Here is a 19,081-nt window from a genome sequence, read left to right on the forward strand (position 1 = left end):
TCCCGGCCCGCGTAACCGGACACGGCGACCGCGCGAAAGGACCTTCATGACGCATATAATGTACGGCTCGCCCGCCTCCCTCTTTTCCGGAAAGGCGCGCGCCTATCTCGATTGGAAGGGTGTCGATTACCGCGAGGTTTCGCCCAATCTACAGATCCGCAACGAAGTGATCGTCCCCGCGGTCGGCCGCATGATCATTCCGGTCATGGAATTGGAAGACGGCACGATCCTGCAGGATACGTCCGTCATCATCGACCATTTCGAAGCAGCCGAAGGCGGTCCCTCGGTCTATCCCGAAACGCCTCGCCAGCGCTTCGCCGCGCTGCTGCTCGAATGCTTTGGCGACGAATGGCTCGTACTTCCCGCAATGCATTATCGCTGGAACTACAACGAGGAGTGGATCCTCGAAGAGTTCGGCCGCAACATGATGCCGGATGCACCGCGCGAACAGCAGGTGGCGGCGGGCACGATGATCGGGCAGCAATTTCGCGGTTTCGTTCCCATGCTGGGGATCAACGAAGCGACCATTCCCGGTATCGAGGCAAGTTACGAGGCTTTGCTCGCCGATCTCGATGCTCATTTCGCGGCCCATGATTTCCTGTTAGGCAGCCGCCCCTCCATCGGCGATTACGGGCTGATCGGGCCGCTCTATGCTCACCTTTACCGCGACCCCGCATCGGGCGAGATCATGGAGCGGCTCGCCCCGCGCGTTGCGGAATGGGTCGAACGCATGGTGAAGCCTGCGCAGAAGCTCTCAGGCGAGTTTCTGCCGGGAGACGAGGTGCCGCAAACGCTCCTGCCGATACTGCGCAGGATGATGGCCGAGCATGTGCCGTTTCTGGAGACAACGGCCCGTATGTTCGGTGCGTGGCATGATGAGAATGCGGGAGCGGAAATCCCGCGCGCGGTCGGCATGGCCCCGTTCGAGATCGAAGGTGTTACCGGTGAAGGCGCTGCCCGCACTTTCAGCCTGTGGATGCTCCAGCGCGCGCTCGATTACCTGCACTCGCTCGAAGGCGACGATCGCGCTGCCTGCGACGACCTGCTGCGCCAATGCGGCGGCGAAAAGCTGATCGATTTCGAGCTGCCGGTCAGGCTTGCTTACGAAAACCATACTATGGTCATCGCCAGCGAATAGCGGAGCGTCAGCGCCAGAACTTGAAAGCGGCGCGTTGCAATTTGCGGACAAACCGGCGGGCCGCTTCGCCCGTCCATTCGCCCGAATAATCCTTGCGGCCCGTCCACCACCCCTGGCCCGGCAGGCCGTCGCTTTCACGCACGACCAGAACCGCCAGTTCCGGTTCGCCGCGCGCGCGCCCGTCCGCGTCGATCGCATCGAGCGTGCGGCACAGGGCCCGCATCTTCGGGCGGGTAAAGCGGAAACCAAGCTGGCCCAATATTTCCGAATAGCTGACGGCACGCTCTTCGCGCGCAGCCGCAAGCAACAGCGCGCGTATCCGCTGGGTATCATGGATGGCGCTCCAATCCTCCGGTTCCGACAGATCATTCTCGGCCAGGAATTCCGCAAGCGCCCGGTCCATTCGGCTACCGCATCAATCCGCCGATAAGATTGCGCACGAAGCGCCCGGCAATCGGGCCGGCAAGATCGGTCGCGATTGATCCTGCTGCCGAGGTAATGCCCGAACGCATCGGATTGGCGCGGCTCTTCTTGCCGAGCACTGCCGCGGCAGCCGCCCCGGCCATTCCCCCGGCGGCCACTTTCGTTCCGCGCGAGATTGCCTTTTCCCAGATCGATTTCGTTTTGCGAGGGCGCTTGCGGACCTCCTCCTCGCCTTTTTCCGCGACCTCCTCGGCGGTTTCGGCGGCGTCCTTCGCTTTCTGCGCGAGAACTTCTTCCGCGCTTTCGCGGTCGATCGCTTCGTCGTATTTCCCTTCGAACGGGCTGATCGATTGAATGATCGCGCGTTCTTTCTTCGTCACTGGGCCGAGGCGCGAGCGAGGCGGCTTGATCAGGGTCCGCTGGACCACGGTCGGTGCGCCTTCATCGTCGAGCGTCGACACCAGCGCCTCGCCGACGCGTAGCTCCGTGATCACCTCTTCGGTGTCGAGGTCGTCATTGATGCGGAAGGTTTCCGCCGCCGCCTTGATCGCGCGCTGATCGCGCTTGGTAAAGGCGCGCAGGGCATGCTGCACGCGGTTGCCGAGCTGGCCGGCGACGTCTTCGGGAATGTCGATCGGGTTCTGCGTCACGAAGAAAACGCCCACGCCTTTCGACCGGATCAAGCGCACCACCTGCTCGATCTTTTCCTGCAAGGCTTCGGGAGCATCGTCGAAGAGCAGGTGCGCCTCGTCGAAAAAGAATACGAGGCTCGGCTTTTCCGGGTCACCCACTTCGGGCAGGCTTTCGAACAGCTCCGCAAGCAGCCACAGCAGGAAAGTGGCGTAAAGCTTGGGACTGCGCATAAGCTTGTCCGCCGCCAGCACATTCACATAACCGCGCCCGTTCTCGTCGAGTTTGAGGAAATCGTCGATCTCCAGCGCGGGCTCGCCAAAGAAATGGTCCGCGCCTTGCGCCTCGAAAGAGAGCAATTGCCGCTGGATCGCGCCAACCGACTGCTTGGATACGTTGCCGTAGACGCCCGAAAGCTCCTTCGAATTGTCGTAAGCCCATTTGAGCAGCGCTTGCAGATCGCCGAAATCGAGCAGCAACAGCCCATTCTCATCGGCGTGCTTGAAGACGATCTGCAGCACACCTTCCTGCGTGTCGTTGAGATCGAGCAGGCGCGACAGCAGCAGCGGCCCCATCTCGGTAATGGTCGTCCTGATCGGGTGGCCCTGCTCGCCATACAGATCCCAGAAGATCACCGGATTATCGGAATACGCATAGTCCTCCATGCCGAGCTCCTTCGCGCGGCCTTCCAGCTTATCGGCATGCTTGAAAGTCGGTGATCCGGGCATCGCAATGCCGGACAGGTCGCCCTTCACATCGGCAACGAACACCGGGACACCATTGGCGGAGAAGCTTTCGGCAAGACCCTGCAAGGTCACCGTCTTGCCCGTTCCCGTCGCACCGGCGATCAGGCCGTGCCGGTTCGCTCGGCTCAATGCGAGCTGCTGATTTTCTCCGTTTCCGCCCAGTCCCAGAAAAATTTCGCTCATCGCTTCGGCAGCCTCTTTACGTATCCATCCTTGGCCAGCCGGAATGCAGAGCCAAATCCGCGCGGTCAAGCACTCGACTTGATCCGCCAATGGGCTAAGGCGGGTTGCATGGGTTCGGATGCACCATTCGTATTGCTGGATGACGCGCGGGCGGAGAACGCTGCCGACGCTCTGCTGTATGAAAATCCGCGCGAGATCTTCGTCGCCTATCGCCCAGACGAAGTCGCCGATGTGCTGGCGCGGGCCGCCGATGCGCAGGCCGAGGGTCGGGGGACGCTGGCAGGCTATATCGCGTACGAAGCCGGTCTCGCTCTGGAGCCGAAGCTCGCGGGCCTTGCTGAAGCGCGCAGCGGAGACATGGGGCCACTGATCTGGCTCGGCCTGTTCGAACGGGCAGAGAGTATGGCAGCCGAGACTGTGCCCGAATGGTTGGCGTCGCGCAGCAAGGGACAGGCAAGCATCGGGCCGCTTGACCCGCAGCTTTCGCCAGGAGGTTACGAGGCGGTGTTCGCCGCGCTGCGTGAAGCAATCCACGCTGGCGACATCTATCAGGCAAACCTGACCTATCCACTCGCCGGATCATACCGCGGCGATCCGATTGCGCTTTACACTGCGCTGCGCCCGTCGGCTCAGGCTGGCTATGGCGGCGTCCTGTTCGATGGTTCGCACTGGCTGCTGAGCTTCTCTCCCGAACTGTTCACCGCGCTCGATGGCGATCAGGCCAAGGTCAAACCGATGAAGGGCACCCGTCCGCGCGGCGCCGACGACGCGTCCGACTTGGCCCTTGCCGAAGAGCTTGCCTCGTCGGTCAAGGACAAGGCCGAAAACTTGATGATCGTCGACCTGATGCGCAACGATCTCTCCCGCGTGGCAGTGCCGGGCAGCGTGCGGGTCGATGCACCGTTTGCTATCGAAAGCTACCCCACGGTGCATCAGATGGTCTCAAGCGTCCGCGCACAGCTAACACCCGGCAAGAATGCCGCCGACCTCGTCCGCGCGCTGTTTCCCTGCGGTTCGATCACCGGAGCGCCAAAGATCCGCGCGATGGAGCTCATCGATCGGCATGAGCGCGATGCGCGCGGGCCCTATTGCGGCGCGATCGGCCGGATCGATGCGGACGGAAACGCCGCTTTCAATGTCGCGATCCGCACGCTGCGTCTGACTCCGATCGAAAACGGGCAGGGCACCGCAGTGCTGGGCATCGGTTCTGCGATCGTCGCCGATAGCGACGCGCTCGGCGAAAGGCGCGAATGCGAAGTGAAAGCCGGTTTTGCGCGGCGATCTTCGCCCGCACATCTCGCCCCAGGGTTCGACCTTATCGAAACGATGGAATTCAACCCAGAAATCGGGATTGCGCTGCTCGAACTGCATCTGGCGCGCATGAAGAAGAGCGCGAGCGCGCTCGGTTTCGAATTCGATCGGCACGCCGCGCGCAACCAGATCCAGGCGCTGTGTTTCGAGCTCGATCAGCCGGCCAAGCTGCGCCTCCTGTTGTCGCGCAGCGGGGCGACTGCGTTGGAGACTGCACCTATGCCTACACCGTTGACCGATCCGGTTTCGGTGATAGCGCTCCCCAACCCCCTCGATCCGTCGGACTGGCGGCTCTCGCACAAGACCAGCGATCGCGGTTTCTACGAAGATGCGCTCGCCGCGGCGCAGCAGGAGGACGCTGCCGAAGCGATCCTCTTGCGCAGCGATGGCCTCGTGACCGAAGGCAGCTACACCAATGTCTTTGTCGAGCGCGACGGGACACTGCTCACCCCGCCCGCGCGGCTCGGCCTGCTGCCGGGTGTGCTGCGCGAATTCCTAATCGAAAAAGAGCGCGCGGTAGAAGCCGAATTGACGCTCGACGACCTCACCGAAGGCTTCCTGCTCGGCAATGCCGTGCGCGGCCTGTTCAAAGGCAAGCTGATATGAATATCCCGATCCTGTTCGAAGACGGCGAGGCGCTTGTCATCGATAAGCCTGCGGGCCTGCCGGTCGACCGGCCCAAGCGCGGAGGACCGGCTCTCTTCGACCATATCGAGCAATTGAAGCTCGGGTTTCAGCGTCCCCCGGTCGCGGTTCACCGGCTCGACACGGACACCAGCGGCTGCCTGCTAATGGCGCGCAATCCGAAGGCGCTGAAGCGGTTCAACCAGGCATTCGAGGACCGGCTGGTCGGCAAGACCTATCTCGCGGTCATCGATTTCGAACCGGCCGAGCAATCGGGCACGATCGAGCTGTCGCTTTCTAAAATCAGCTCGGCGGAAAAGGGCTGGCGCATGATCGCAGCGAAGAAGGGCAAGCCTGCGATTTCGCATTGGGAGCTGATCCAGACCATCGGAGAAGGGGACCGCAAACGCTCGCTTATCCGCTTTCGTCCGGAGACCGGCCGTACACACCAGCTGCGCGTCCACGCATTGCAGGGCCTCGGTGCGCCGTTGCTTGGCGATCCCGTTTACGGGCCAGTGCGCGGACAGAACAAGGGTGCGCCGCGGACCATGCTTCATGCCGAGGCAATCCACATGACGCGACCGGGCAAGGATTCCGTGAGCGCTTTCGCGCCCTTTCCCGAAGACTTCGTGCGTGCCGGGCTGACCGCGCCCGAGCCGCCCGCCCCGCCGGTGCGCGAACCGGCAGCAGCGACACCGGCGGACGATGGATAAGGGGCTGCTCGACCGCGCCCACGCGCTTGCCGAAGAGAGCTTTCTCGCAGGCTCCGGCCCCGGCGGGCAGAATGCGAACAAGGTCGCAACCGAAGTGCAGCTGCGCCTGAACATCTATGCGCTGCGCTTGCCGCCGCCGGTGTTTGCGCGCCTGCGCGATATTGCCGGATCGAAGCTGACGGCGGCTGGCGATTTGCTGATCACCGCCCGTCAGCACCGCACGCAGGACGCGAACCGTCAGGCCGCGCGCGACAAATTGGAGGAGATGCTGGAAGCCGCGCACCGCCAACCCAAGAAGCGCGCGAAGACTCGGATCAACCGGGTCGGCAAGACCAAGCGGCTGAAATCGAAAAAGGCGCGCGGCGAAGTGAAGGCCAAACGCGGCAAGGTCAGCCGATCGGATTGGTAGCTCCGCGGTGCTGCAATGCTTGACTTTTCCCCGTGAATCGGCAATTGGCGCGCATCTGATGGCGGTGCACCACGTTAAGGGGCGCGCCGCTTTATATTTTCTGGCCGCTGATCGGCCCACCAGACAGATTTAGGATACCGCCATGGCGAAGCCCGCAACCGTCAAGATCAAGCTCGTCTCGACCGAGGGCACGGGCTTTTACTACACGACCAAGAAAAACCCGCGCAACATCACCGAAAAGATGGTGTTCCGCAAATACGATCCGGTCGCGAAAAAGCACGTCGAATTCAAAGAAGCGAAGATCAAATAATCTTCTGCGTGAGCGGGGTGGACGGCGGACTTGCCGATTTCGCCTTGCCCCTTGAAATCTCGCCAGTTCAGCCGCAGTTCAACGCCTCATCCCTATCGATCGAGGCATGACAATGCTGAAAAATTTCATCTCCAGCCGCCTTGCGCGGGTCACCATTGCCGGTGTCGCAGGGGCGCTTGCGCTCACTCTACCGGTCGCCGCTCCGTTCGGGGCTGTGCCCGCTGCAAACGCGCAAACGAACGCAGCCGATCTTGACCGCGCTGTGGCTGCCTTGCGCGCCATTTCGACGATGCGCGCCGATTTCTCGCAGACCGACCGCGCGGGCAATGTCGCTTACGGCACGATGACACTGAAACGTCCGGGCAAGATCCGGTTCGATTACGGGAAGGACGCAGATCTGCTGGTCGTGTCCAATGGCCGCTCGCTTTACATGGTCGATTACGAGGTCAACCAGGTCGAACGCTGGCCGATCAGAAAGTCGCCGCTCGGCGCGCTGCTCGATCCCAACCGCGACATGAAGAAGTACGGAAAGCTCAACCCGACGGGCAATCCGGATGTCCTCAGCATCGAGGTTCGCGATCCCGATCGGCCTGAATTCGGCGTCATCAATCTTATCTTCGTGCGCAATTCCCGTGCGCCAGGCGGGCTCGAGCTGACACATTGGGTGGCTCTCGATGCCCAGAACTATCGCACAACAGTGCGCCTCTCGAATCACCGTTACGGGATTTCGGTCGCGGAGAGCGCGTTTGAATTCAGAGATCCGCGCCGATCATCTCGTCGCCCAAGATGAACGCTTCACCCTCTATAGGTGGTAGTATTGCGACAAATTCACGTCGAAATTCATATACGTGACAGAGAAAACCTAGTATTTATACAGAACAAGTCGGTCGGAGGAGGGTTTCCCCCCTGTTGCCCACCTTTTAAAAAAGCCGCCTTGTGCAAGCGTGACGAACGCTAAAAGGAACCCCTGTCCCACCGCCCCCGGGACAGGGGTTTTCTTTTATCCGACGTAAGTGCGTTACGCGATGCTCGCGGGGTTCAATCCCAGCCGAAAGCTCTGCGGATGATGTCGTAGATCACGTTCTGCTCGATCACCCCGCGTGCGCCTTCTGCGCCGGGGCCGGTTGCGTACAGCGCCACGTCCTCGCCCGCATGGGTCTCGCTGCCGGTCGGAATTGCCGCCTGCTGGCGCGCCTGCACCCCTGTTTCGGGAATGGGCCGTTCGGCCAGGTTGGCAATCGAACCGGGGCCATTGGCATAGCCGAGCGTGGTGTAGGGCTTGCCGTCCTCCGCCGTCGCGGCCTCCGTCACCTCTTCGCCGCCTTCGGGCGGTGGGACGACCAGGCCAAGGATATCGTTGCCGCGGCGAGGGTAACCGGCAATTGTGAACACGTGGCTGTGGTCCGCCGTCACCATGATGAGCGTTTCGGCAGGATCGGTGTTGTCGATGGCGTACTGTACCGCGCGGGCGAGCTCGACTGTCTCTTCGAGCGCATAGCCTGCCCGGCCTGCATGGTGGCCGTGATCGATCCGCCCGGATTCGACCATCAGGTAATAACCTTCGGGATCGTCCTTGAGCCGGCTGATCGCCTGCGCGGTCATTTCGGTGAGGGTGGGCTCGCTCTCGTCGCGCTCCGGATCGGCCATGTAATCCATGTGGCTGAGATCGAAGAGGCCGAATACGGGCCGGTCCATCGGCGCGGCGGCGAGCTGGGTCTTGTCGCTCACATAGGTTCCGCCGGTACGCGCAGACCATTGCGCCGGCAGGTCTGCGTCCGCTTCCGCGCGGCGACCGCCATTGTCGGGCCCGAAAAAAGCCGCAATCCCGCCGCCCAGCGCCACATCCCAATCAGCGTTGATCATCTGGACTGCGATATCATCGCATCCCAGCCCGCGCTGGTCCTCGGGGATAGCCGCGTCTGCTTCCCAGCCGCGATCCGCGCTGCGCGCATAAACGCTTGCGGGTGTCGCATGCGTCAGGCGGGCGGTGGAGACGATACCGAGCGCAAGGCCTTTCTCCTTGACCTCTTCGCCCAGCAGCGGGAGCGGATTGGCAAGCCCCGATGCACAATCGCCGCGCACCGTATCGGGGCCGACGCCCAGAAGGCCGATCCTAGTTTTCTGGCCCGAATGCATCGCCGTCGCCGTGCCCGCGCTGTCGGGCACCTGCGCGTTGGTGTTGTAGGTCTTCACCAGCGCGACATTTTCGAACCCCTCGAAGCTCAAGAGGTTTTCCTCACCGCTCTCGCCGCGTTTCTGCCCTTCGTAGATCCGCGCGGCGGTGATGGTCGAAATGCCCATGCCATCGCCAATGAAGAGGATCACGTTCTTCGCAGTCTTCGGTGCTTCCGGCACCGGCGCGCTTGCGCTTTGCAGCGGAGCCGATCCTTCGGACGACGTGCATGCGGAGAGCGGCAGCGCCGCGCTTGCCATCAGCATTGCGAGTTTGATCGAGCGTGTCATGGGCTGGAACCTCCTGAAGTTTGTCCTTCGCTATCGGATGCGAATGCTACGGGAAAGTGAAAGGTGGAGTTTCTCCGCATGTCTCCCTAAGTCGCTGTGCATGGTCTCTGTTGCTACCTGGAACATCAATTCCGTTCGCCTGCGCCTGCCGCTCGTCGAAAAATACCTGCGCGAAGAGGCGCCGGATATCCTCTGCCTGCAGGAAATCAAATGTCAGGAGCACCAGTTTCCAGCCGAAGCCCTGGCGGAGCTGGGCTATGAGCACCAGGCGGTGCATGGGCAGAAGGGTTATCACGGCGTTGCCACGGTCAGCCGCCTGCCGCTGCGCGAAACCTCGCGCCATGACTGGCAGGACAATGGCGAGGCCCGCCATGTCGGCGTCGAAGTCGTCGGCAAGGACTTCATCGTGGAGAATGTCTACATCCCCGCTGGCGGCGATGTCCCCGACCGCGAGGTCAACGCTAAATTCGGACAGAAGCTCGATTTTCTCGGGCGTATGGCCCGCTGGGCCGAGAGCATCGACAAACCGACGCTGATCGTAGGCGATTTCAATATCGCCCCGCTCGAAAGCGACGTCTGGAGCCACAAGCAATTGCTGAAGGTCGTCAGCCACACGCCGGTAGAAGTCGAGACCCTGCAGAAATTCAAGGATGCGCATGGCTGGACCGATATCGGGCGCGAACATATTCGCGATCCGGAACGCTATTACAGCTGGTGGTCCTATCGTTCGCCCGACTGGCGCAAGAATGACCGCGGGCGCAGGCTCGATCATATGTGGGCAAGCCCCGATCTCGCCAAGCAGGCGATATCGCACCGCGTGCTCGAAGAGGCGCGCAGCTGGGAAAAACCATCGGATCACATCCCGCTCATCACGGAGTTCGATCTCTGATCGAGTCAGCCACCCCCGCCCGGCGCGCCGCGCAAGCGGTGGACGCCCTGCGCCATGGCTGGCCGCTCGCATTCGCGGACGGTCCCGTCCTGCTGCCGGTCGAGACCGCAATCGCGAGCGGAGCGACTGCGCGGCGCATGCTGATTTCATCGGCGCGCGCAGTCACCCTCAAACTCGCCAACCAGCTTGAGGCGGCGGCTCCGCATGAGCCGGTCCTCATTCGCGGCGGAGAGCGGTTCGACATGAGCACCGCGGTGCCGATTGCGGACCCGGCGCTCGACCTTCGCAACCCCTTGAAAGGGCCGTTCAAGGCCGAGGCGATCGAATGGGAAGCCTCGGCGAAAGCGGCGATGGAGCTGGCGCGGATTGCTGGCATCCTTCCCGCCTTCATGGTCGATCCCGAGGATGCGGGCGAAGCGCAGCCAGTAACGGCGAGCGACCTCGACCATTACAGCGATGCGGGCTCGCTCGACATCATCACGCGGGCGCGGCTGCCGGTGAGTGCGAGCGACACTGCCGAGATTGTCGCGTTCCGATCTTCAGCGGATACGCGCGAGCACGTCGCGCTGATCATCGGCGAGCAGCGCGGAGACAGCGCGCCGCTGGTCCGGCTCCATTCCGAATGCCTGACCGGCGATATCCTCGGCAGCCTCAAATGCGATTGCGGCCCGCAGCTCGACGCGGCTCTGCACGCAATGGCCGAGCATGCCGAAAAAGACGGCGGCTGGGGCGCGCTGCTCTACATGCGGCAGGAAGGGCGCGGGATCGGGCTCGTGAACAAGCTGCGCGCTTACCGGTTGCAGGATGAAGGCTTCGACACGGTCGATGCGAATCAGCGCCTGGGGCTGCCCGATGAGGCGCGCGATTTCCCGACAGCCGCACGAATGCTCGAATTGCTGGGCGCGACGACGATCCGGTTGATGACCAACAATCCGGCCAAGGTCGAAGCGTTGGAACAAGCCGAGATTGCCGTCACCGAGCGGGTCCAGCACCAGCTGCCCGATAATCCGCACAACGCCCGCTATCTCGCAACCAAGCGCGACCGTTCAGGGCACCTGCTCATATGACAGGCCCGCAAATCCCGATCACGATCCGGCCTGAAGCCTCCGGAGACGAGCGCACCATTTACTCGCTGACCGAAGCGGCATTCAGGGACATGCCGTTTTCCGAAGGCGACGAGCACCATCTGGTGGACCGGCTCCGCCAGGCGGGCGACCTCGCCCTTTCACTGGTCGCCGAGGATGGGGCGAGGATCGTCGGGCATATCGCCTTTTCTCCGGTTATTATTAGCGATGGGACACGCGGTTGGTTCGGACTGGGGCCAGTTTCGGTCTGGCCGGAATTGCAAAAGCGCGGCATAGGTGGTGCACTGATCAGACGCGGGATCGCCGATCTGCGCCAGCGCGGCGCGAAGGGCATCGCGCTGCTTGGCAGCAACGAATACTACCCGCGCTTCGGTTTCGAGCATAAGCCGCAGCTGACCTATCCCGGACCGCCGCCCGAATATTTTCAGTGCCTGCTCCTCGATGGAGAATGGCCTGCGGGCGAAATCAGCTTCGCGCCCGCTTTCGGCTGACGGATTTTGCCCGATCGCGCTCAGGCGACGAAGGCCGCGAGCGGGATCGCCGCGACGCAGAGGATCGCGACACTCGCACTGGCCCAGAGCCATGCGCGCGACAGCGTTGGCACCGGCCGCTCCGAAGAATTGGTTCGAGACATACTCCCTTTTACAAAGCAAGCGTTGACGAGGCGTTAACCATAGCGCGGTCCGCCGTGCACCCGCGCCACATCTTTGCCGCAATTCCCGCTTGGCGAGTGCCCTCCCTCTTCGCTACACCCTTCGGGTACAGCGCTGCGTGACCGGCAGGTGCGGGCGCCAAGGATAAAATCTCAGGAGGATAACCCATGAAAAAATTCACCCGTCTCGCCTTGCTCGGCGCCGCCACGGCAGCGCTTGCTGCCTGCGGAAGTTCTGACGATGCATCGAGCGATCTCGAAGTCGATACCGTCGAGATTCCCGCCGATGAAGCGCTTGAGCCTGTGACCGAAGAACCGGTGGCAGATCCTGCCGCCACTCTCGATGCAGTCGAGGAACCTGCAGCCGTCGACAGCGAGACAGCGAACGAAGCCGCGGACGCCGCTGAAAATGTCGCGGCGGCAGTCGAAGCCGCCGAAGCTGCTGAAGCCGCCGCGGCTGCCGATGCAGCGGCTGCAGCCGACGCCGCAGAGGCAGCCGAAACAGCCAACGCTCTCGCTGCCGAAGAGGAATGAGCTTGCAGCGGACAGGGCGCGCGCAGCCAAGCGTGGCAACTAGCGGCGCAGCCTTGGGTCTGGCGCTGGTCGCTCTGTCCGCCTGCAGCGAGCCGCCCGGCGCTGCGCCCGGCGCGGTCACCGAAAGCGAAGCGCGCGCTCTGGAAGACGCTGCCGAGATGCTGGATGAACGCCGCTATCCCGAAAGCGATGCGGCCGAGCAAAAAACTGCCGAATTGACAGGCGACAGCGCCGAATAAATGCGGCCACAAAGCACAGCTTGCCGCGGCAGGCCCAGCTCAAAGGACCAATTGCCATGAATGCCCCGACCAATCCCGTCCGCGCCAATCCCGGCATGGACAGCGACACGTTCGAACAATTCGCCGAGCAGCTGGAGCGTTACGTGAAGGAACGGCTGATCCCGGCGGAAGAGGAAGTGATCGCAAACGATGCCGTCCCGCCGGAAATCATCGACGAGATGCGCGACATGGGACTGTTCGGCATTTCCGTGCCGGAAGAATATGGCGGCGCGGGCCTCAACACCTCGCAATATGCGCGGGTGGTCAACATGATGAGCTATGCCGCGCCCGCCTTTCGATCGATCTTCTCGATCAATATCGGAATGTTCGCCAGCGCCCTTAAAAACGGCGCGACCGAGGAACAGCGGCAGGAATGGTATCCCAAGCTGGTCGAAGGCAAGATCGCCTGTTTTGGCCTGACCGAGCCGGGCTCGGGTAGCGACAGCGCTGGCCTCCAGACAACAGCGAAGCCCGATCCGGATGGCAACGGTTGGACCCTCAACGGGACCAAACGCTATATCACCAATGCCCCGCATGCCGATGTCGCGCTGATCATGGCGCGGACCGAGAAGGAAAACCTGCCCAAGAATGCGCATGTCAGCGCGTTTCTTGTGCCGATGGACGCGCCCGGAGTTTCGACCGGTTCACCGGACAAAAAGATGGGCCAGTCGGGATCGCACATTTCCGACATCATGCTCGACGATGTGAAAGTGCCGGGCGATGCGCTGCTGGGCGGAGAAACCGGCAAGGGTTTCCGCTTTGCCATGCAGAGCCTCGACAATGGCCGGATTTCGGTGGGTGCGGCGGCGACCGCCTATGCACGCCGAGCACTCGACAGCGCGCTGCGCTATGCCAATGAGCGCCAGGCGTTCGGCGAGCCGATTGCGCGATTCCAGCTGATCCAGGCGATGCTCGCCGACAGCGAGACCGAAATCTACGCCGCCGAATGCATGATGCGCGACGTCACCGAACGTGCCGATCGCGGCGAAAACATCATCACCAAAGCCGCCGCGTTCAAGGTCTTCGCCTCGGAAATGTGCGGGCGTGTGGTCGACCGGGTGGTGCAGATTTATGGCGGCGCAGGCTATCTCGCCGAATACGATGCCGAGCGGTTCTATCGCGATGCGCGCATCTACCGCATCTACGAAGGCACGACACAGATCCTCCAGCTCCAGATCGCGAAGCACATGCTGCGCGAGTGGGAAAAGGAAAATTTGTGATGGGAGTTTGCTTTTCCGCACGCCATCCGGCGCGCGAAATCCTCGCTCATGCGACCTGAAGGTCGCGTCGCTGCGGCCGGGCAGTTGCCCTTGCGGCTCACCAGTGAGCCGTCTGGAGCGACAATCATTGTGAGTTCATTACCGAATGTATAATCTCCTCAACGACCTCTCGATCATCGAGGTTTCCAGCTTTGTCGCCTCCCCCACGGCCGGACTCTATTGCGCGCAGATGGGGGCCGAGGTCATCCGCGTCGATCACAAGGCGGGCGGGCTCGATTACGATCGCTACATGCTCACAGACAAAGGGCGCTCGCTGAGCTGGGAGAACCTCAACCGTGCCAAGAAATCGGTCGCGCTCGATCTGCGCAGCGGTGAAGGACGCGAGCTGTGCGTCGAACTGGCCGCCAAGACCGGGCAGTGCATCACCAACCTGCCGGAAAAGAGCTTCCTTTCGCACGATGCTATGAAGACGGCACAGCCTGATGGCGCGCCCGACATGACCTCGGTGCGGATAATGGGCTGGCACGATGGCCGACAGGCGATGGACTTCACTGTGAACGCGGCAAGCGGCTATCCGCTGATGACCGGCCCGGAAGACTGGGACATGAAGGCCGCGCCGCCGATCAACCAGGTCCTGCCCGCATGGGATTTCATCACCGGCGCCTATTGCGCCTTCGCGCTGATGGCGGCCCTGCGGCACCGCGATGCCACCGGCACCGGCACAGAGGTTCGCGTGCCCTTGGGCGATGTTGCCATCGGCACAGTCGCCAACTCGGGTATGATGGCCGAAATGCTTTATCGCGGCGGCGACCGGGAGCGGCTTGGCAACGCGATTTGGGGCGCATTCGGACGCGATTTCCGCTCGAAAGACGGCGTGCGCTTCATGGTCGCCGCGCTCACGGCCAAGCAATGGGCGGGGCTGGTTAAGGCGTTTGGGCTGGAAACGCCTATCGCCCAGCTAGAGGCGGAGGTGGGCGCCCGCTTCGCCGATGGCGACGATCCGCGCTTCAAGCACCGCCACCGGCTTTTCGACCTGTTTCAGAAGGTTGCAGGCAGCCACGATTACAAAGCGCTGGAATCGCTGATGGCGGCCAATGGGTGCACGTTCGAGAAATACCGCACCGCGCACGAAGCCGCGACCGATCCGGTGCTTGTCGATGACAATCCGCTGTTCGGTCCCTCGCCGGATAACCCCAGCGGGTTCGATTACCCGGCAACCAGAAGCTTTGCGAACCTGCCGGAGCACGAAGCGGGCAATCCCGCACCCGCGCCCTATCTCGGTCAGCATTCCGAAGAGGTGCTGGCCGAGCGGCTGGGCCTTTCCAGCGGTGCCATCGGCAAACTGTTGGACGCAGGCACGGTGGCATTGAGCGACAAGGACAGAGCATGACCAGAAGAGCAGCAATCGTTTCGCCCCTGCGCACACCAGTGGGCAAATTCCTCGGCGGGCTTTCCAGCCTCAATGCCGGCGAACTCGGCGCGATCATCCTCAAGGCATTGGTCGAGCACAGCGGCATCGATCCGTCGCGGGTCGACGATGTCGTGTTTTCGCAAGGATACGGCAATGCCGAAGCGCCCGCCATCGGGCACTGGTCTTGGCTCGCCGCAGGGCTCCCGCTCGAAGTGCCCGGCTATCAGCTGGACCGGCGATGCGGGTCGGGTCTCCAGGCAGTCGCCAATGCCGCGATGATGGTCGAGACCGGCATGGCGGACGTGGTGGTCGCGGGCGGATGCGAGAGCATGTCCAATGTCGAACATTACACGCTGCAAGGTCGCGGCGGCGCGCGCATGGGCGATATCACGCTGCATGACCGGCTGTCGCGCGGGCGGTTGATGAGCCAGCCGATCGAGCGCTTCGGCATCATCACCGGGATGATCGAAACCGCCGAAAATCTCGCGAAGGATTACGATATCAGCCGCGAAGAGGCCGATGCCTATGCGGTGCGCAGCCACCAGAACGCGGCCGCCGCATGGGAAGCGGACAAGTTCGTCGATCATCTCGTGCCGGTCGAAGTGCCGCAGCGCCGCGGCGATCCTGTCATCTTCGACCATGACGAAGGGTACCGCGCGGACGCTTCGATGGAGACGCTCGGCAAATTGCGTGCGATTGATCTGAAACGCGATCCGGACGCCATCGTAACCGCCGGTAATGCCAGCCAGCAGAACGACGCGGCGGCTGCCTGTCTTGTGGTAGCGGAAGACAAGCTGGAGCAACTGGTGCTCGAACCGGCGCTCTGGTTCGGAGGATGGGCAGCGGCGGGCTGCGATCCGTCGCGCATGGGCATAGGTCCTGTTCCGGCGGTTGAGCGGCTGTTCGAGCGGCGCGGATATTCCTGGGACGATATCGACCTGGTTGAAGTGAACGAAGCCTTCGCGCCGCAGGTGCTCGCCGTCCTGAAAGGCTGGGGCTGGAGTGCAGACGACAGCCGCCGCGATATTCTCAACGTGAACGGTTCGGGCATTTCGCTCGGCCACCCGATCGGCGCGACCGGCGGGCGCATTCTCGCCGACATGGCCGCGGAAATGCATCGGCGCGAGGCGCGCTATGGCCTCGAGACGATGTGCATCGGCGGCGGACAGGGCATTGCGGCGGTGTTCGAACGGGCGGCATGAACGATTTCGAGGCCTGGATCGGGCGTGAGCAATCGGACCGCGACCGGCTGACACCCGAACACGCGTTCCGGTGGTGCGCAACCTTCGACCTGGAGCGGCCCGGCGACGGGATCATGCCGCAGGGCATTCACTTTGCCCTGTGCACTCCGCAAGCCCGCACCGATGCGCTGGGCGAAGACGGCCATCCTGCGCGCGATGGCAGCGCCGAAAGCTTCCTCCCACCGTTTCCGATGCCACGCCGCATGTGGGCATCGAGCGCGATCCAGTTTCTCGCTCCGATTGCGCTGGGTGCAGCAATCAAGCGCACCAGCCGCATCGTCTCGATCAAGGAGAAAGAGGGCGGGTCCGGGAAGCTAGCGTTTGTCGATGTCGAGCATGAGACGGTCGCCAACGGAGCACTGTCGGTGAGGGAAACGCAGACGCTGGTCTACCGCGAAGCCGCGGCGCCCGATGCTCCGCTTGCTCCTGCAGCGCCGGCGGATGGGACGTTCGACACATCGCAGTGGGACGCACACCGAAGCATTGTGCCCGATCCGCGCCTGCTGTTCCGCTATTCTGCGCTCACCTTCAACACACACCGCATTCATTACGATGCCCCCTATGCGCGCGAAGTCGAACGCTATCGCGGCCTGGTCGTCCATGGACCGCTCACCGCCTCGTTGCTGCTGCAACTGGCGGCCAGCAAGCTCGGCGAAAACCGCCTGAGACGTTTCGAATTTCGCGGCGTGTCTCCGGCTATTGCAGGTGAGCCGCTGATCCTCGCTATGCGCGGAGATGATGCTGGCTATGAGCTGGGCGCGTTTGCGGAAGATGGCCGGCAGGTGATGAAGGCGGCTACCGAAACCTAATCGTCGGTGTCCTGCTTAGGCGGCCTTCCCCGGCGCGGTGGTTTTGTCTGCCCGACCTCGATCCCGCGCGCCGACAAGGCTTCGCGCAGCAACATTTCGATTTCCGCATTGGCCGACCGCAGCTCGGCCGCCGCCAGCCGTTCGACCGCGGCGTGAACTGCCGGATCGAGACGGAGGGCGAAGGCTTTCTTCTTCGCGGCTTTCTGGGAAGGCGCAGCCATGGCTGCCTCCTTTGCGGCAGGTTACTGGTACAGCGTACCGGCGTTGACGACCGGTTGGGCTTCGCGGTCGCCGCAAAGGACAACCATCAGGTTGGAAACCATCGCTGCGCGGCGTTCATCGTCGAGCTCGACAATCCCGTCATGCGAGAGTTTCTCGAGCGCATCCTCGACCATACCGACCGCGCCGATAACGACTTTCTGGCGCGCCGCGATCACGGCATCGGCCTGCTGGCGGCGGAGCATCGCACCGGCAATTTCGGAGGCGTAGGCGAGGTGCGTCAGCCCGGCTTCATCGACGACGATGCCTGCGACCATGAGCCGTTCGTTAAGTTCTTCGATCAGTTCCTGGTTGACCACGTCTGCGCTGCCACGGAGCGTCGTTTCATCTTCGTCGGACATGTCGTCATAAGGATGGCGCGCGCCGACGGTGCGCAGGCCTGCTTCGATCTGAATGTTCACGAATTCCTTGTAATCGTCGACGTCGAACACCGCCTGCGCGGTGTCGGACACGCGCCACACCACGTTGCAGGCGATCTCGATCGGATTGCCTCGCAGGTCGTTGATCTTGACCCTTTCCGAGTGGATGTTGTGGGCGCGCACGCTCACCTTCTCCTTCATCATCCACGGCCAGACCCAGTGCAGCCCTTCCTTGCGCGTGGTTCCGCGATACTCGCCGAACAGAGTGATCACGACAGCCTGATTGGGCTGGATCATGAAGAAACCGATGCTGAGCAGAAGAGACAGGACGGCGCCGACGATCAAACCGACAATCACCGCTCCGCCTGGCCCGCCGGAGATGATCGCCAGCAGGGGTGGGCCAGCCAGCACGGCAAGCACCACCAGCAGCATTACGTAGCCATTATAGCTCGACCCGCGCGTTTCGCGGCTGGTCGCCATTGCATGCTTCTCATTCTTCATAAACACTCCCTTCGATATAAATATGATATCATCATTATATCGAAGGGTCATGCTAGTCAATCGTCGATCGGATAATTCTCGATCGGCTCAAGGGCGGAGAAGCTCTCGACCTTAGGCTCACGCCCGAGATCCGGGAACTCGATCTCCGGCAGCTCGCAATGCGTATCCGGCAAGCGGTCGAGCAGATTGCGGATCAGTGTCAGCCGGCCGCGTTTCTGATCGTTGAAATCCACCAGCGTCCACGGCGCGTAGCCTACGTCGGTTGCTTTCAGCATGGCCTCGCGCGCCTGCGTGTAAGCGTCGTACTTCTCGCGCGCGGCCAGATCGATCGGCGACAGTTTCCAGCGCTTGAGCGGATCGTCGAGCCGTTCGCGCAGGCGCTCTTCCTGCTTTTCCTGATCGGTGGTGAGCCAGTATTTGAACAGCAGGATACCGTCATCGGTCAGCAGCTTTTCGAGGATCGGAACCTGGCGCAGGAACAGATCCACTTCGTCCTGGTCGGCAAAGTCCATCACCTGTTCGACGCCCGCCCGGTTGTACCAGCTGCGATCGAACAGCACGATCTCGCCTGCGCTCGGCAGATGCGCGATGTAGCGCTGGAAATACCACTGCGTCCGCTCGGCGTCGGTCGGTTTGCCCAAGGCGACAGTGCGGCATTGCCGCGGGTTGAGCTTGTCGCGCACCGCGCGGATCGCCCCGCCCTTGCCCGCCGTATCACGTCCCTCGAACAGGACGACAATGCGCTGTCCGGTGATCCGCGCCCAGCGCGCCATCATCACCAGCTCTTCCGTCATCGGTTCGAGCAGCTTGCGGTATTCCTTGCCTTTCAGGCCCATACGGTCCCCCAATTTGTCCTTGTTTCCGCTCAGTGGT

Annotated in this window: 21 protein-coding genes; 15 read left to right on the forward strand and 6 right to left on the reverse strand. The window is 62.6% G+C overall.

Going from position 1 to position 19,081, the window contains the following annotated elements:
* The first annotated feature begins 46 nt into the window (after nucleotides 1-46).
* The gene (locus IB285_RS12135) at nucleotides 47-1,138 is read left to right on the forward strand and encodes a glutathione S-transferase family protein (RefSeq protein WP_190788412.1); all 1,092 of its coding nucleotides are present in this window, start codon (nucleotides 47-49) and stop codon (nucleotides 1,136-1,138) included.
* 7 nt (nucleotides 1,139-1,145) lie between these two features.
* Here IB285_RS12135 and IB285_RS12140 read toward each other — a convergent pair whose 3' ends face one another.
* Nucleotides 1,146-1,541, reverse strand: coding sequence for a ribose-phosphate pyrophosphokinase (locus IB285_RS12140; RefSeq protein WP_234033145.1), 396 nt, complete (start codon nucleotides 1,539-1,541; stop codon nucleotides 1,146-1,148).
* 4 nt (nucleotides 1,542-1,545) lie between these two features.
* A complete protein-coding gene (locus IB285_RS12145; RefSeq protein ID WP_190788413.1) occupies nucleotides 1,546-3,120 on the reverse strand; it encodes a helicase HerA-like domain-containing protein in 1,575 nt (524 codons plus the stop codon).
* A 108-nt stretch (nucleotides 3,121-3,228) separates the two neighbouring features.
* On the opposite strand from IB285_RS12145, the gene pabB reads away from it, so the two are divergent.
* The 5 genes from pabB (at nucleotide 3,229) to IB285_RS12170 (ending at nucleotide 7,277) form a co-directional block, all read left to right on the forward strand.
* Nucleotides 3,229-5,037, forward strand: coding sequence for an aminodeoxychorismate synthase component I (pabB, locus tag IB285_RS12150; protein WP_190788414.1), 1,809 nt, complete (start codon nucleotides 3,229-3,231; stop codon nucleotides 5,035-5,037).
* Entirely contained in the window at nucleotides 5,034-5,768 is a 735-nt protein-coding gene (locus IB285_RS12155) for an RluA family pseudouridine synthase (protein ID WP_190788415.1), read from the forward strand. The genes pabB and IB285_RS12155 overlap by 4 nt, the downstream gene beginning before the upstream one ends.
* Entirely contained in the window at nucleotides 5,761-6,177 is a 417-nt protein-coding gene (arfB, locus tag IB285_RS12160; RefSeq protein WP_190788416.1) for an alternative ribosome rescue aminoacyl-tRNA hydrolase ArfB, read from the forward strand. The genes IB285_RS12155 and arfB overlap by 8 nt, the downstream gene beginning before the upstream one ends.
* Before the next feature lie 142 nt (nucleotides 6,178-6,319).
* The gene (rpmG, locus tag IB285_RS12165) at nucleotides 6,320-6,487 is read left to right on the forward strand and encodes a 50S ribosomal protein L33 (protein WP_142787457.1); all 168 of its coding nucleotides are present in this window, start codon (nucleotides 6,320-6,322) and stop codon (nucleotides 6,485-6,487) included.
* 106 nt (nucleotides 6,488-6,593) lie between these two features.
* Nucleotides 6,594-7,277, forward strand: coding sequence for a LolA family protein (locus tag IB285_RS12170; RefSeq protein WP_190788417.1), 684 nt, complete (start codon nucleotides 6,594-6,596; stop codon nucleotides 7,275-7,277).
* A gap of 248 nt (nucleotides 7,278-7,525) precedes the next feature.
* Here the strand turns inward: IB285_RS12170 and IB285_RS12175 are convergent, their stop codons facing one another.
* Nucleotides 7,526-8,950 carry an alkaline phosphatase gene (locus tag IB285_RS12175; protein WP_190788418.1) on the reverse strand — a complete coding sequence of 475 codons (1,425 nt, stop codon included), beginning with the start codon at nucleotides 8,948-8,950 and terminating at the stop codon, nucleotides 7,526-7,528.
* A 100-nt stretch (nucleotides 8,951-9,050) separates the two neighbouring features.
* Between IB285_RS12175 and IB285_RS12180 the strand changes: the two genes are divergently transcribed.
* The 9 genes from IB285_RS12180 to IB285_RS12220 all read left to right on the forward strand — a co-directional run bounded on the left by IB285_RS12180 (nucleotide 9,051) and on the right by IB285_RS12220 (nucleotide 17,069).
* Nucleotides 9,051-9,839, forward strand: coding sequence for an exodeoxyribonuclease III (locus tag IB285_RS12180; RefSeq protein WP_190788419.1), 789 nt, complete (start codon nucleotides 9,051-9,053; stop codon nucleotides 9,837-9,839).
* 38 nt (nucleotides 9,840-9,877) lie between these two features.
* Nucleotides 9,878-10,906, forward strand: a complete 1,029-nt coding sequence (gene ribA / locus IB285_RS12185) for a GTP cyclohydrolase II (RefSeq protein WP_190788420.1) — start codon at nucleotides 9,878-9,880, stop codon at nucleotides 10,904-10,906.
* The gene (locus IB285_RS12190; RefSeq protein ID WP_190788421.1) at nucleotides 10,903-11,415 is read left to right on the forward strand and encodes a GNAT family N-acetyltransferase; all 513 of its coding nucleotides are present in this window, start codon (nucleotides 10,903-10,905) and stop codon (nucleotides 11,413-11,415) included. Before ribA ends, IB285_RS12190 begins: the two co-directional genes overlap by 4 nt.
* 329 nt (nucleotides 11,416-11,744) lie before the next feature.
* Nucleotides 11,745-12,110, forward strand: a complete 366-nt coding sequence (locus tag IB285_RS12195; RefSeq protein WP_190788422.1) for a hypothetical protein — start codon at nucleotides 11,745-11,747, stop codon at nucleotides 12,108-12,110.
* 32 nt (nucleotides 12,111-12,142) lie between these two features.
* Nucleotides 12,143-12,349: a hypothetical protein gene (locus tag IB285_RS12200; RefSeq protein ID WP_328705889.1), complete on the forward strand. Its 207-nt coding sequence runs from the start codon at nucleotides 12,143-12,145 to the stop codon at nucleotides 12,347-12,349.
* Between the two features lie 56 nt (nucleotides 12,350-12,405).
* Complete coding sequence (locus IB285_RS12205; RefSeq protein WP_190788424.1) at nucleotides 12,406-13,608, forward strand: acyl-CoA dehydrogenase family protein; 1,203 nt, start codon at nucleotides 12,406-12,408, stop codon at nucleotides 13,606-13,608.
* A 145-nt stretch (nucleotides 13,609-13,753) separates the two neighbouring features.
* Entirely contained in the window at nucleotides 13,754-14,998 is a 1,245-nt protein-coding gene (locus IB285_RS12210) for a CoA transferase (RefSeq protein WP_190788425.1), read from the forward strand.
* Entirely contained in the window at nucleotides 14,995-16,221 is a 1,227-nt protein-coding gene (locus tag IB285_RS12215) for an acetyl-CoA C-acetyltransferase (protein WP_190788426.1), read from the forward strand. The genes IB285_RS12210 and IB285_RS12215 overlap by 4 nt, the downstream gene beginning before the upstream one ends.
* Nucleotides 16,218-17,069, forward strand: coding sequence for an FAS1-like dehydratase domain-containing protein (locus IB285_RS12220; protein WP_190788427.1), 852 nt, complete (start codon nucleotides 16,218-16,220; stop codon nucleotides 17,067-17,069). Before IB285_RS12215 ends, IB285_RS12220 begins: the two co-directional genes overlap by 4 nt.
* Here IB285_RS12220 and IB285_RS12225 read toward each other — a convergent pair.
* Genes IB285_RS12225 through ppk2 form a run of 3 tightly spaced genes read right to left on the reverse strand, consistent with a single transcriptional unit; the run spans nucleotide 17,066 to nucleotide 19,044 of the window.
* Complete coding sequence (locus IB285_RS12225; RefSeq protein WP_190788428.1) at nucleotides 17,066-17,290, reverse strand: toxin-antitoxin system HicB family antitoxin; 225 nt, start codon at nucleotides 17,288-17,290, stop codon at nucleotides 17,066-17,068. The genes IB285_RS12220 and IB285_RS12225 overlap by 4 nt on opposite strands.
* Nucleotides 17,291-17,311: 21 nt before the next feature.
* Nucleotides 17,312-18,208: an SPFH domain-containing protein gene (locus IB285_RS12230; RefSeq protein ID WP_234033146.1), complete on the reverse strand. Its 897-nt coding sequence runs from the start codon at nucleotides 18,206-18,208 to the stop codon at nucleotides 17,312-17,314.
* Between the two features lie 56 nt (nucleotides 18,209-18,264).
* Nucleotides 18,265-19,044 (reverse strand): polyphosphate kinase 2, encoded by a 780-nt coding sequence (gene ppk2, locus IB285_RS12235; protein ID WP_190789109.1) that lies wholly within the window; start codon nucleotides 19,042-19,044, stop codon nucleotides 18,265-18,267.
* Nucleotides 19,045-19,081: the final 37 nt, after the last annotated feature.

Source organism: Erythrobacter rubeus (genome assembly GCF_014705715.1).
GTDB lineage: Bacteria > Pseudomonadota > Alphaproteobacteria > Sphingomonadales > Sphingomonadaceae > Erythrobacter > Erythrobacter rubeus.